Origin of the sequence: Campylobacter sp. CS_NA3 (assembly GCF_027797495.1) — a bacterium.
In the GTDB taxonomy this organism is placed as follows: domain Bacteria; phylum Campylobacterota; class Campylobacteria; order Campylobacterales; family Campylobacteraceae; genus Campylobacter_B.
This window is the reverse complement of sequence record NZ_CP115609.1, coordinates 1-13,258: the sequence shown is the minus strand read 5'-3', so window position 1 is coordinate 13,258 and position 13,258 is coordinate 1. Positions and strand designations below refer to the sequence as shown.

Below are 13,258 nucleotides of genomic sequence, written 5' to 3'. Positions count from 1 at the left end.
ACCCAAAGGTCGAAAAAATGAAAAAAGATATTCACCCAGAGTATGTCGAAACAACCGTAACTTGCGCTTGTGGCAATAGTTTTAAAACAAAATCAAACAAAAGCGAAATCCGCGTTGATATTTGCTCAAACTGCCACCCGTTTTTCACAGGTAGCGAAAAAATCGTAGATAGCGCAGGACGCGTAGAAAAATTCAAACAAAAATACGGAATGAAATAATTGCTCTATTTCGTTCCTACTCCCATAGGAAATTTAAGCGACATTTCGGCTCACGCGCTTGATATTTTAAGCCGTGCCGAAGTCGCTATCTGCGAAGACACAAGAGTTAGCAAACAGCTTTTAAATTTATTATCTCAAAAATTTGATACGAAATTTAATATCAGCGAATTTTACTCACTTCACACGCACAACGAAAGCGAATTTTTTTCCAAATTTGATACCGAAAAATTTAGACAAAAAATCTGCGTGTATTTAAGTGATGCCGGAATGCCTTGCATTAGCGATCCGGGCGTTAGTTTGGTTAAATTCGCTTTGCAAAATGGGATTGATTATGAAGTTTTAAGCGGAGCAAATGCGCTTCTTTTGGCAGTTGCCGCTAGTGGCATAGTAGAGAAAGAATTTTCATTTTTGGGCTTTTTACCAAATACCGGCAAAGAGCGAATTTGCGCGATAGAAAATTTTATGAAATCGCCTTATCCTTGCGTGATTTACGAATCTCCAAAAAGGGTTTTAAATTTGGTAGAAAATTTAGAAAAAATCGACAAAAATAGAGAAATTTTTCTTATAAAAGAAGCTACAAAAAAATTTGAAACCAAATTTAAGGGCAAAATTTGTGAAGTTTTATCAAATTTAAAAGAAGCAAATTTAAATGGTGAGTGGTGCGTTGTGGTTGATAAAAGCCCGAATTCAGGCTTTGAACGCATAAGCGAAAACGACATTTTAAGCTTAGAAATTCCGCCAAAAATAAAAGCAAAACTTCTAGCCAAAATCACAGGCAAAAATTCAAAAGAAATTTACGAAAATATTACAAAATAAGTTCTTTTTTAACCCGAATTTGGTATCATTGCGAGATGATTATTTACGGAAAACAGCTATTTTTGCATATTTTGGAAAAGCACGGCAATAAATTCGAAAAAATTTATCTCGCAAAAGAGTGCGACAAACGCCTTTTTTCCAAAATCGCCGGACTTGGTGTTAAGATTGAACGCGTTGATCCTAAAAAGGCTCAGGCGTTGGCTCACGGCGGAAATCATCAAGGTTTTTTGGCTGAAATTTCGGATTTTGAATTTTGCGACATTAAAAACATAAAAAATGCGAATTTTTTAGCCGTTTTGTATGGACTAAGCGATGTCGGAAATATCGGCGCTATCGTGCGTTCGGCTTATGCGTTGGGTGCTAGTGGCGTTATTTTAGTCGGTAAAAGTTTTAACATAGAAGGCATTTTACGCGCTAGTAGCGGGGCTGCACTCGAAATAAATATCGCAAAGTGCGAAAACGGGCTTGATTTGTTAAATGAATTAAAGCAAGTTGGTTTTAAAATTTACGCTACAAAAGCAAACGCAAAAAGTGTTAAAGATATTAAATTTAACGGCAAAATCGCCCTTGTTATGGGAAGTGAAGGCGACGGACTGCCAAATAAAGTTTTTGAAAAATGTGATGAAAGTATCTCAATAGCTATGAAAAACGACTTTGATAGTCTAAATGTAAGTGCGGCTTTTGCGATACTTTGCGATAGGATTTTAAATGGATAAGAAAGAAAGCATATTACAAAAAGAGTTGAAAAAACTCGAAAAAATCGGCGTTAGGGAAATTTCAAAGGCAACGCATATCCAAGAAGAACACATAGAGTCGATTTTAAATCAAAACTATGAAAATTTGCTTGATTGCAATGCAAATGGCTTTGTTAAAATTTTAGAGCGAGATTACGGCGTAGATCTAAGTGAGTGGTTGGAAGAATTTAATAAAATCAAAAGCGAAACTAAAACAACAAAAACAACGATAGATAGGCAAGTTGCTATGCCAAATTTGCAAAATCACAAAAAAACAAACTGGAAAATTTGGTTTTTGTTGATTTTACTTTTAGTTTTGGCGGTGATTTATTTTAAATTTTATGATTTAATCAAAAAACCTATCGATGAGTTTTTAAATGAGAAAAAAGTTGAATACTCAAATAATCCTATCATCAACCAAGCCGAAGAAACACTTAATAGGGTAGGTATCGAAGTGCCTAAATTTGATGAAAATAATTCGCTATTAGTGCCGTCAAAACTTTTTGTTGGTATTGATGAAAATGATAGCAATATATCAACTCCAAATGCGCTCGATCTTAGCATACAAATGCAAAATGAAGCAAATTCTACCGATGAAAATATCACAAAAAACGAAGCAAATTTAACGCTTCCAACTCAAATTACAATAACGCCAAATTATCAACTTTGGCTAGGAACTATTGATTTAAAAACCGGTAAAAAATGGGACACTGTGGTCACGGATAAGATTACGCTTGATTTGGATAAAGATATGCTAGTTATGGCTGGACATGGCTTTTTTGACATGGATATTGGCGATGAAAAACAGCAAATTAGAGAAAAAAGTGTAATGAAAATTCTAATCAAAGATAAAAATATTACATTTATCGACAGTGCCGAATTTACAAGGCTAAACGGGGGCAAAGGGTGGTAAAATTTAACATTTTTTGCAAATTCAATATAAATTTGAAAACAAATTCGAAATAATAAGGAGAAAATTATGTTTGACGAAATTCGTTTCAGTAAAATTGAAAGATTGCCAAATTACGCATTTGCCGAAATGGGTGCTATGAAAATGGCGGCTAGGCGAAACGGCGAAGATATAATCGATCTTTCTATGGGAAACCCTACCGGTCCAACTCCGCCACACATCGTAGAAAAGCTTTGCGAAGCAGCACGAAAAGAGAAAAATCACGGATATAGCGTAAGTCAAGGAATTTACAAACTTCGCTTAGCGGCTTGCAACTGGTATAAACGCAAATATAATGTTGATTTAGATCCCGAAACCGAAGTTGTCGCTACTATGGGAAGCAAAGAAGGCTTTGTGCATTTAACAACGGCGATTATAAATCCGGGCGATGTAGCCGTAGTGCCTGATCCTGCTTATCCGATTCACACACAAGCATTTATCTTAGCGGGCGGAAATGTCGCTAAAATGCCGATTGATTATAATGAAAATTTAGAGCTTGACGAGAATAAATTTTTTGAAAATTTGCAAAGAACGATTGATGAGAGTATCCCAAAACCAAAATATGTCGTTGTAAATTTTCCGCACAACCCGACCACCGTCATTTGCTACAAAAGTTTTTATGAAAGACTTGTTGCAATGGCGAAAAAAGAGAGATTTTATATCATATCAGACATTGCTTATGCTGAACTTGCATTTGACGGATATAAAAGCCCTAGCATTTTTGAAGTAGATGGCGCAAAAGATGTAGCTGTTGAGTGCTATACGCTTTCAAAAAGTTATAATATGGCAGGTTGGCGTGTCGGCTTTGTTTGCGGAAACAAACGCCTTATTTTTGCACTAAAAAAAATAAAATCATGGTTTGATTACGGTATGTTTACTCCTATCCAAGTAGCCGCAACAGTCGCACTTGACGGCGATCAATCGTGCGTTGAAGAGATTAGAGCTATGTATGAGCATAGACGAGATGTCTTAGTTGAGAGTTTTGGCGCAGCAGGTTGGGAAATACCAAAATCAAAAGCAAGTATGTTTGTTTGGGCAAAACTTCCTGCAAAAGTCGGAAATATCGGTTCGAACGAATTTGCAAAACAGCTTCTAACCAAAGCAAAAGTCGCTGTAAGTGCCGGTGGCGGATTTGGCGTAGCCGGGGATAACTATGTCAGAATCGCTCTCATAGAAAATGATAATAGAATTCGCCAAGCAGCACGAAATATAAAACAATATTTGAAAGAGTTATAATGAATATCGCAATACTAGGTGTCGGAACGGTCGGAAATGAAGTAGCAAATATACTTTTGCGAAATAAAAGTGTCATTACTGCTAGGGCTGGGGTTGAAATCAACCCTGTTATCGGCGTTGTGCGTGATTTAAGCAAAAAACGCACGGCAAATTTGCCCCTAAGCGATGATATAAACTCAGTCATAAACCGCGACGACATTGATGTATTTGTCGAGCTTATGGGTGGCGTTGAAAAGCCTTATGAAATAGTAAGCCATATCTTAAAACGCAAAAAAGCCGTCGTAACTGCAAATAAAGCTCTTCTTGCTTATCACAGATATGCGTTGCAAGATTTAGCTGCGAATACGCCTTTTGGCTATGAAGCCAGTGTGGCAGGTGGAATTCCTATCATAAAAGCTTTACGCGAAGGGCTAAGCGCAAATAAAATCGAAAAGATTATTGGCATACTAAACGGCACTAGTAATTATATTTTAACAAATATGATGCAAAAGGGCGAGAGCTTTGATGAAGCCTTGAAAAAAGCGCAAGAACTAGGCTATGCAGAAGCCGATCCGACCTTTGACATAGGCGGATTTGACGCAGCTCACAAACTTTTAATCCTAGCTAGTATCGCTTATGGTGTTCATGGAAACCCAGAAGATATTTTAATCAAAGGCATAGATCGTATCACGCAAGAAGACATCTATTTTGCTAATGATTTTGAATATGTCATCAAGCTTTTAGCGATTGCAAGACGCGTAAGCGACACGCAAATCGAGCTTCGCGTTCATCCTGCACTTTTGCCAAAAGATAAAATGCTTGCAAAAGTTGATGGCGCTATGAACGGAGTTGGCGTTTTTGGGGATTGTATGAGTGAAAGCATGTTTTATGGTCCGGGTGCTGGTGGGAGCGCTACTGCAAGTGCCGTTATAAGCGACCTAATCGACATCGCTAGGGGAAATAAAAACCCGATTTTAGGCTATAAAAAAGAGCTTCAAAACAAATTTAGCATTTTGCCTATGCAAGAAATTCGCACCAAATATTACTTGCGAATTCGCGTAAAAGACGAAAAAGGCGTTTTAGCCAAAATCACAAATTTGCTAAGCGAAAATAACCTTTCAATAGACAGCTTCTTGCAAAAACCAAAACTAAAAACAGAAGAGTCCGTAACGCTATTTTTTACCACACACACCAGCCTTGAAGCAGATGTCAAAAAGGCGATGAGCGAGTTAGATTCGCAAGAATTTGTTACCGGACGACCTTTTATGATACGAATAGAAGAGTAATGGGGCTCAAAGAGTATATTTTTGGATTTTCGGCGGAAAGCAAGGCTTGTGAATTTTTACAAAATCACGGCTTTACGATACTTTGCCGAAACTTCCACTCTCGCTTCGGCGAAATCGACATAATCGCCAAAAAAGATGAAATCCTGCATTTTATCGAAGTAAAAGCCACGCTTGGCGAATATGAAACAGCATATCGCCTTACAAAATCCAAATTTGAAAAAATTTTAAAAACAATAAATTTTTTTATGATGAAGGAGAATTTTTCAAACGAATTTCAAATCGATTTCTTGGGAATTTCAAAAAATTCAGTAAATTTTATAGAAAATATTTCGGCAAATTAAACCGCCCTAAAATATAGCTCTAAAAACCAAAAACCAAAAACTTGCCATTAAAGCTGACGCTGGTAGTGTGATAATCCATGCTAAGCCGATTGGCTTCATCAGTCCCCAGTTTGTGCTTTTATTGACTAACCCTATGCCTAAAATCGCCCCGATTAAAACATGCGTCGATGAAATCGGTAGCCCAAAAATAGAAGCCGCCATAACCACAGCAGACGAGCTAATCTCTGCGCTAAATCCTGATGCCGGGTGAATTTTAGTCAATCCTCCGCCCACAGTCGAGATAACCTCTCGCCCCATAAACCAAAGTCCAGCTACTAGGGCTGCTGTAAAAGTTAGCATTATCATCGGGTTTGTAGGGGTGTACGGATTTATCGAATTTGTAGCAAGTGTATCTAAGATCGCTACAAATGGACCAACTGCATTTGCTATATCGTTTGAGCCGTGCGAAAAAGCAAAACCAGAAGCAGTAAAAACTTGAAGCCATGAAAACATTAAAAATGTCGATTTATCCAGATCCGAGCGACGCAAAGTCTTAGCAAAAATAAACATCGCGAGCCAAACTATCAGCGTTATCATGCCAATTATAAGATAATTATGAAAATTGCTTAGCCCTAAATCTAAATTTTTTAACCCCTTAAAAATAAAAACACCTGAAACCACCATGGCTCCACCAGCAGCAACCATAGGAATTCCAAGTTCAAGCGCTTTGTGGGATTTTAAATTCTCTTTTTTCTTATCAAGTTCATTTAGTTTTTTATAATAATCGCTATCAAGTTCATTGGGCGTAAAATCAGGATTTTCCATAGCATTTATATCGTGATTTATGGCTTGTGTGTAAGCAGCTTTTTGAATATCGTTTAGGGTTTCATAAATTTTTTTCTGTTTTTTTCGAAGCTCTTTTTTCTCTTTTTTTATCCGTTCGATTTTAATCTGAGCGATTTTATTATAATTTATAATGTATTTTTTAATGACAGAATAAACAGTGTAAGATAAAATTCCACCAATCAGTGGCGAAGCCACCCACGAAATGGCGATCGTGCCTACTTTTTCCCATTTTATCAAATTTGTCGGCGATATGTCAGGATTTTGCATTAAAAATCCAAGAGTTAATCCGCCGCCGACTATGCCACCGACGATTGCGTGAGTAGTTGATACAGGAAGCCCTTTTTTACTAGCAAAAAGTAGCCAAAGTCCAGCCGAAAAGAGCGCACTCATCATCAAAAATATAAAGTCATTTGGATTTACATCGATTCCTTCAAGTGCGATAATTCCACTTCGAATAGTCGATGTTACTTCTCCCCCTGCGATAACCGCACCACTTGCTTCGAAAATCGCCGCAACACAAAGGGCTTGTGTGATGCTTAGCGTTCCAGCTCCAACGCTTGTGCCAAAAGAGTTTGCGACATCGTTTCCACCGATATTAAATGCCATAAAAATGCCAAAAAGAGTGGAGAGTAAAAATACAATCTTGTTTCCAGAGCCGATAAATCCGAAGCCCCAAATAATAAAATAGATAGAAAATCCAAACAAAATTCCGAAAAACAAAAGGTTCAATTTAGAAGTCTGAAAATTCATAACTCTCCTTTGGAATTCTTAAATTCTATCCAAAAAAAGGTTAATTTTAGATATATTAAAATTTACTGAATTTAAAAATTCATAAAGAATTGCTTACAAAACTACTCCCACCACTTTTCGCTTCTGAAATTTTTTAAATCAAGCGGCACGATTTGGCCGATTTTAGGCGTTATAAGTGTAAAATCAAAGTTTGAATTTTCATAAATTTTTGTAATATTACGCAAAGGCGCATTCCAAACATGGTAAGAAATTCTGTATTTCGAGTTATGAATCGGCATTAAAATTTGCGTTTTTAAATCCGTTGCTGCTTGTAGCATTTGGGATGGAAACATGTGAATTTGCGACCATGCGCTATCATATTGTCCGTTTTCTAAAAATGCCAAATCTAGTTTTCCAAATTTTTCGCCAAATTTTTTAAAGTGTTCGCCGTATCCGCTATCGCCACCGAAAAATACCTTAAAATCATCAAATTCAATCAAAAATGAAGCCCAAAGACTTTTTCTTTGATCAAAAATCGCTCTACCTGAAAAATGTCTAGCACTTAGGCAGTGAATTTTCAAATTCGGCTGAATTTCTAGGCTTTCGTTCCAATCAAACTCAAAAATTTTAGCTTCATCAAAGCCCCAACTTTTAAGATATTTTCCTACTCCAAGCGGAACAAAAACGGCCCTGATTTCATCTTTTTTTGCCAGTTTTTTGATAGTTGTGCGATTTAGATGATCATAGTGGTTGTGCGTAATGATAAGATAATCGATTTTTGGCAAATCGCTAACGCTAAATACACTACTTCCGTTAAACGGCGATACCACAAAAGGAAACGGCGAAGCAGAATTTTCAAAAAGCGGATCGACTAAAAATGTTGAATTTTTAAATTTAAACAAAATGCTAGAATGCCCAAGCCACGCAAAATAATCGCCCTTTTCATTTTTAAAATCTCCTTTTACGCTTGGCACTTTTTTTGGATTGTTTGGATTAAAAAACATTCGCCTAACTTCGTTTTTATCGTTACTTTTAAATTCATCATTTTGAATCATAATCGCGGTGTTTTGGATATTTTTCGCCTTGCCGTTAATGAAATTTGGTGAATTAAAAATGCGTTGTTTTGTTGATGAAATTTCACTTAAAAAAACACCTTCAATGTCAATCCAAAAAATAATTAGTCCTAAAACAAAAACCAAAAAAACTAGCATAATTCTTTTTAAAATCTTTCGCATTGTGTAAAATCTTTTTGTAAATTTAGCGAATTTTACCAAATTTAAAAGCAAATTTAATAGAACAATTCTCCAAATTTATTGCCTAATTCTACAAAATAAAAAATCATTTCGTAAGTTTTTTATACTCAGTGCATGAAATTTTATCGCCCATTGCGCATGCTCTTGCGTAGTAGTTTTTCGCATTTTCTATATCACTTCTGCCTTGATAAATGATAGCTAAATTTCGACACGATGTGCCTACATCAAGTTTGCAAAGACGATCTGTATAAAAAATCGCGGCCTGGATATTTTCAGGTGTTCCCTGCGCTTTAAAATACAAATTTACCAAAGTCTCGCAAGAATCCTTATTTCCGTTCTTGCAATCACTATCAAGCCTTGCGATAGCTTTTGTATTTTCTAGCGTAACACTGGCATTTTCGCAGTAGTCATCTTGTCCGTTTTTACATAAAAATGCCCTTATTTCGCTTAGGCGTTTTTTGTTTTTATTTGACGCAGAATGCAGTCTTTCAGCGCCCTGACACGCTAAAATATTATTTTTTTTACAAATATTTTCATATAAATTTAGTGCCGTAGTGGTATCTTTTTTAGTTCCTAGACCATTTTCGAACATTTGAGCTTGTGCGATACAGGCATTTTCATGACCACTTTCACAGGCTTTTTTGAAAAATAAAAACGCTCCGTCGTCGTCTTTTTGGATATTCTGCCCGATATAAAGCAAAAGCCCGATTTCATAACAGGCCCCACTGTCGCCTTTTTCACAAGCGATAAATTTAGTATCTTCAATAGCGAATAAATTTGCAATAAAAAGAAATATAAAAAATAATTTTTTCAAATTTAACCCCTTTTGAATGTAAAATTCGGATCAAATTTGATCCGAATTTTTAATAATTTGTTTGTATAATAACTCTACGATTTGGTCTTAGACACTCTTTAAGCTCTGCACCTTTTATGCCGCTACAAGATACAACCTGATCTGTTGTTCCCATGCCCGCTACTATGATAGCATCAGCCGGAATGCCCTGTTTGACAAGCTCATTTTTAACAGCATTTGCCCTTTTTTGCGATAAAGTTTGATTATAGCTTTCGTCTCCAAGTCTATCAGCATAGCCTAAGACCTGCACTTTTTGAACCATTTTTCTATCGATTTCATTGGCTTTTTGAGCTATTTTTTCATAGCCGTCTGCTTTAATAGTATCTTTATCAAAATCAAACAATAAATCTGTTTCGATTTCTAAATTTTGATTTTGCAACTGCACGGGCGGAACACCTGCGCAACCTTTTGGGTTATAAAATGTGCTTCCGACTTTATAATCTTTATCAAAAATAACTTTAAATTGACAAATTTTATCAGGTTCTCCTGCTTTTGTCTTTAAATTAAACAGATAGTCCCATTCTCTAACGGCATACATACCTTCTTGATGGTGCGGATGTCCGATTAGAAAATAAATTTGATCTTTACTCATACCTTTTTCGATTTTGCCTAAATTCTCTGAATTTGGGTGAGTTGGAGCATCGATCCAAGTTTTTTCTGAATCAGGAAAAGTTACATCGTCCCACTGCATAACACCGTCGTCTGGAATATTATCACTTATTCTAGTGGTGCAACCACTAAAAAATAAAATTCCTGCCAAAGCCAAAGCCGATATTATAGTTTTTTTCATTTTTTTAACCTTTAAATTTACAAAAACGAAACCGAATTTAAATTCGGTTTCGCATTATACCATTTTTAGAAATGGAAGCCTAATGACAATCCTGCGCCTACATTTTCTTGCGTATCATAAGACAATGATGACTTAAATATCCATTTGCCGTTATCAGACATTTTTGAAAGCCCTAGCGACAATGAACCTTGATCTTTATAATAACCAGTTCCAACGCTTAGCATGCCTTTGCCTGGGATTGTTGATTGTGGCAAGTTACCGATAGCGATAGCAGAAGCGATACCGCCTCTATACTCTTTCTTAGCTTCGCCTAGTTGATTTGCTAGGTTATTGACGGCTTGATTTGTTTGAGCTACTTGACCGCCTAAATGCTCAGCTACGCCCTCTAATGCAGAGTATAGTTGTGAGCCGTTGATTGCGTCTGTGCTATCTTTGCCAATTAAGCCCGGAGCGACATTTTGAATTCGGCGTGTTTGTGAGCCGTTACCGACGCTTACTACGCCTACGACTTGATCGCCGCCTGCAAATTTTTTCACACCGATAATAACTTCATCGCCGTTTGCGTTTGTAGCTTTAACTTCGTCGTCCTTGTAGCCTTTTGCGTTACCTTTTGAAACTGGCTTACCATTTTTACCTTTTGTATTTTCATCGACATAGGCTGCGTCATTACCAAAGAATAATGAATTTGCAACAGTTACTTTTGGTGTATTAGGATCTGAACTATTTCCTATTACAAAAGTATCATTTGTTGTTATATTATTGTTATTACCAATAACATAACTTCCGTCTGCTCCCGCTGCTACGGTATTTGGATCACCAAAAGCACCAGCATTGTTAGCTAGGACTTTGTTTCCTGTTCCAATAGCGATAGAATTTGAACCATTTACAGTCGAACCTACACCAATAGCGATAGAATTTTTAGAATTTTCTTTTACAGTTGCGCCGTTACCGATAGCCAAACCACTATCTGCACCTTTTTCAACAGAAGCTAAAACGCCTATCGCAGTTGAGAATTTTCCACCTGCACTTGCATCGTCTGTGCTGTTTGCGCCTTGTGTTATGGCAGGATCTTGTCCTTCCCAGCTTCCGTCATTCGTATGGAAGAATTTAATACCCTGCGAATTCATCTTTTGGATAGCATCGACGACGGTATTTGGCACATAAGTCGTTTTATCTTTAACATTATATGTTTTTAACTTATCGCCAGTTGGATCGCCTACAATATTTGTAATATTTGTAACATCATTTTGGATATTTGTAACATTTGTTTGAACTTGTTTTAACTGACCAACATTAACAGCGTCTGTATCAGCCGTTCCTGCTGCGACATCGTGAATTTGCTGTCCGCCCATACTAATATTATTATCGGTGATTTTGATTGTATTTGAACCGCTACCGATAGTTAAACCACTATTATTGATGACAGTATTTCCGATAGTTACGCTTCCGTCTTGTCCTAAGTCAATATCTTTTGCAAGCTTAACAATCAAATCGCTTCCGTCATTAACCACGCCGATATTGCCGTTTGTTAAGCTGTTTTCACCACCTGTGTGATTACCTTTGATATTTTGTGTTTGATTTAAATTTTTAGCTATTTCGCTGCCATAATCACCTTTATATTTAACTCCGTCATCAAGTGTAGCAACTTGCATATTGTTGCCGTCTTGATCTTTATAGATAATTCTAGTAGGGTTTGTTTTTGTTAAAGAATTATCGCCCTTGCCTATCGTAATAGTAGCACTAGTTCCACTATCGCCGTTTATAGCGATACTTCCTGTACCGTTAGCAACACTTATACTAACACCATTATTGCCGTTTTTATCGGCTACGGTTATGTTGCCGTCTTGACCGCTACCGCCACCGATTTTGATTGTATCGGCAAGTTTTAAATCATAAGTATAGTTGCCCTCAGAATCTTTGCCTTGTGTTAGTAATAAATTTGAACCCGTATAAGTGCCGTTTGTTCCTGCTACTACGCCACCTTCAATAGTAAATTTAGTGCGATTGCCTTCTGTTGCTTTTTTAAGTTGGCTAACATTTACGGCATCGGTATCATCAACGCCTGCACCTACATCATGGATAACATTATCACCCATGCTAATGTTGCTTTGTGTGATTTGAATATCGTTTTTACTATTTTTGCTTATAACAATGCCATCAGAAGTGATAGTAGTATTACCGTCGCTTGTGCCTATGACATATTCAGTTGCGTTGATATATGTATTGTCGCCAAATTTGACACTTCCGCCTGTAAGATCCAAATCTTTGTTAAGTTTTAGATCATAAGTATTGTTGCTATCGCCGCCCCAAGCTAGTTGTAGGTTACCGTCGGTATAACCACTATCAGGAGCTTTTACGCCACCATTGACCGTAACTTTGGTAATGTTTGCTTCAACAACATCTTTTAGTTGAGCAACATTTACAGCATCATCATCAGCAGTTCCTTTTGCAACATCGTGAATTTGATTTCCGCCTACACTTACATTGTTATCTGTAAATTTAAGTGTTTTTCCGTCACTATTTACAACTAAACCATTTGGAGTAATAGTTGTTTTATTGCCGTCATTAGCAACTACAAATTCACCGTTTTTGATATAGCTATCACCAAATGTAATACTTCCGTCTGTTAGATTTAGGTCTTTGTTTAGACTTAAATCATAAGTGTTGTTTGTATCGCTCCAAGCTAGTTGTAGATTTCCGTCTGTTGTATTTGCTTCATTCCAGCCATTGACTGTTATGTTTTTATCAACTGCTTTAATAGCTTCATGGATAGTGTTTTTGCCTGTGTCGCCTATGTTATTAGTGATGATTGTTTTATTGCCGTCGTATTTAGTTTCGCCACCAATGATACTTGCTATGTTTTCTAAACTATCTGTGATATTTAGGTCATAGTTAGTATGTCCGTCTGTTTTAGTTGTTCTAACTACACCAACAGAGCCATTGTTAGAAGTAACTGTTGTGTTAGCTTCTTTAAGTTGAGCAACATTTACAGCATCATCATCAGCAGTTCCTTTTGCAACATCGTGAATTTGATTTCCGCCTACACTTACATTGTTATCTGTAAATTTAAGTGTTTTTCCGTCACTATTTACAACTAAACCATTTGGAGTAATAGTTGTTTTATTGCCGTCATTAGCAACTACAAATTCACCGTTTTTGATATAGCTATCACCAAATGTAATACTTCCGTCTGTTAGATTTAGGTCTTTGTTTAGACTTAAATCATAAGTGTTGTTTGTATCGCTCCAA

The 13,258-nt window shown here is 36.7% G+C and carries 12 protein-coding genes; 7 read left to right on the top strand and 5 right to left on the bottom strand.

Going from position 1 to position 13,258, the window contains the following annotated elements; translation table 11 throughout:
• The first annotated feature begins 17 nt into the window (after positions 1 to 17).
• The 7 genes from rpmE to PF026_RS00030 all read left to right on the top strand — a co-directional run bounded on the left by rpmE (position 18) and on the right by PF026_RS00030 (position 5,559).
• Positions 18 to 218 (top strand): 50S ribosomal protein L31, encoded by a 201-nt coding sequence (gene rpmE / locus PF026_RS00060; protein WP_270861373.1) that lies wholly within the window; start codon positions 18 to 20, stop codon positions 216 to 218.
• On the top strand, positions 219 to 1,034 hold the full coding sequence (rsmI, locus tag PF026_RS00055; RefSeq protein WP_270863018.1) for a 16S rRNA (cytidine(1402)-2'-O)-methyltransferase: 816 nt from the start codon (positions 219 to 221) through the stop codon (positions 1,032 to 1,034).
• A gap of 35 nt (positions 1,035 to 1,069) precedes the next feature.
• Positions 1,070 to 1,750, top strand: a complete 681-nt coding sequence (gene rlmB / locus PF026_RS00050; RefSeq protein ID WP_270863017.1) for a 23S rRNA (guanosine(2251)-2'-O)-methyltransferase RlmB — start codon at positions 1,070 to 1,072, stop codon at positions 1,748 to 1,750.
• Positions 1,743 to 2,681 carry a hypothetical protein gene (locus PF026_RS00045; RefSeq protein WP_270863016.1) on the top strand — a complete coding sequence of 313 codons (939 nt, stop codon included), beginning with the start codon at positions 1,743 to 1,745 and terminating at the stop codon, positions 2,679 to 2,681. The genes rlmB and PF026_RS00045 overlap by 8 nt, the downstream gene beginning before the upstream one ends.
• Before the next feature lie 66 nt (positions 2,682 to 2,747).
• Positions 2,748 to 3,953: an LL-diaminopimelate aminotransferase gene (locus PF026_RS00040; RefSeq protein ID WP_270863015.1), complete on the top strand. Its 1,206-nt coding sequence runs from the start codon at positions 2,748 to 2,750 to the stop codon at positions 3,951 to 3,953.
• Positions 3,953 to 5,218, top strand: coding sequence for a homoserine dehydrogenase (locus tag PF026_RS00035; RefSeq protein WP_270863014.1), 1,266 nt, complete (start codon positions 3,953 to 3,955; stop codon positions 5,216 to 5,218). The genes PF026_RS00040 and PF026_RS00035 overlap by 1 nt, the downstream gene beginning before the upstream one ends.
• Positions 5,218 to 5,559 (top strand): YraN family protein, encoded by a 342-nt coding sequence (locus PF026_RS00030; protein ID WP_270863013.1) that lies wholly within the window; start codon positions 5,218 to 5,220, stop codon positions 5,557 to 5,559. Before PF026_RS00035 ends, PF026_RS00030 begins: the two co-directional genes overlap by 1 nt.
• Before the next feature lie 6 nt (positions 5,560 to 5,565).
• Here PF026_RS00030 and PF026_RS00025 read toward each other — a convergent pair whose 3' ends face one another.
• The 5 genes from PF026_RS00025 to PF026_RS00005 form a co-directional block, all read right to left on the bottom strand.
• Entirely contained in the window at positions 5,566 to 7,134 is a 1,569-nt protein-coding gene (locus tag PF026_RS00025; RefSeq protein WP_270863012.1) for an inorganic phosphate transporter, read from the bottom strand.
• Positions 7,135 to 7,235: 101 nt separating this feature from the next.
• The gene (locus PF026_RS00020; protein WP_270863011.1) at positions 7,236 to 8,348 is read right to left on the bottom strand and encodes an MBL fold metallo-hydrolase; all 1,113 of its coding nucleotides are present in this window, start codon (positions 8,346 to 8,348) and stop codon (positions 7,236 to 7,238) included.
• 103 nt (positions 8,349 to 8,451) lie between these two features.
• The gene (locus PF026_RS00015; protein ID WP_270863010.1) at positions 8,452 to 9,180 is read right to left on the bottom strand and encodes a tetratricopeptide repeat protein; all 729 of its coding nucleotides are present in this window, start codon (positions 9,178 to 9,180) and stop codon (positions 8,452 to 8,454) included.
• A 49-nt stretch (positions 9,181 to 9,229) separates the two neighbouring features.
• Entirely contained in the window at positions 9,230 to 10,009 is a 780-nt protein-coding gene (locus PF026_RS00010; protein WP_270863009.1) for an OmpA family protein, read from the bottom strand.
• Between the two features lie 65 nt (positions 10,010 to 10,074).
• Positions 10,075 to 13,038 carry a YadA family autotransporter adhesin gene (locus tag PF026_RS00005; RefSeq protein ID WP_270877199.1) on the bottom strand — a complete coding sequence of 988 codons (2,964 nt, stop codon included), beginning with the start codon at positions 13,036 to 13,038 and terminating at the stop codon, positions 10,075 to 10,077.
• Between the last annotated feature and the right edge of the window lie 220 nt (positions 13,039 to 13,258).

Bases quoted from the DNA above. Each gene is read 5' to 3' on its own strand.
- rpmE (WP_270861373.1), top strand. From the start codon at position 18: ATGAAAAAAGATATTCACCCAGAGTATGTCGAAACAACCGTAACTTGC.
- rlmB (WP_270863017.1), top strand. From the start codon at position 1,070: ATGATTATTTACGGAAAACAGCTATTTTTGCATATTTTGGAAAAGCAC.
- PF026_RS00045 (WP_270863016.1), top strand. From the start codon at position 1,743: ATGGATAAGAAAGAAAGCATATTACAAAAAGAGTTGAAAAAACTCGAA.
- PF026_RS00040 (WP_270863015.1), top strand. From the start codon at position 2,748: ATGTTTGACGAAATTCGTTTCAGTAAAATTGAAAGATTGCCAAATTAC.
- PF026_RS00035 (WP_270863014.1), top strand. From the start codon at position 3,953: ATGAATATCGCAATACTAGGTGTCGGAACGGTCGGAAATGAAGTAGCA.
- PF026_RS00030 (WP_270863013.1), top strand. From the start codon at position 5,218: ATGGGGCTCAAAGAGTATATTTTTGGATTTTCGGCGGAAAGCAAGGCT.
- PF026_RS00025 (WP_270863012.1), bottom strand. From the start codon at position 7,134: ATGAATTTTCAGACTTCTAAATTGAACCTTTTGTTTTTCGGAATTTTG.
- PF026_RS00020 (WP_270863011.1), bottom strand. From the start codon at position 8,348: ATGCGAAAGATTTTAAAAAGAATTATGCTAGTTTTTTTGGTTTTTGTT.
- PF026_RS00010 (WP_270863009.1), bottom strand. From the start codon at position 10,009: ATGAAAAAAACTATAATATCGGCTTTGGCTTTGGCAGGAATTTTATTT.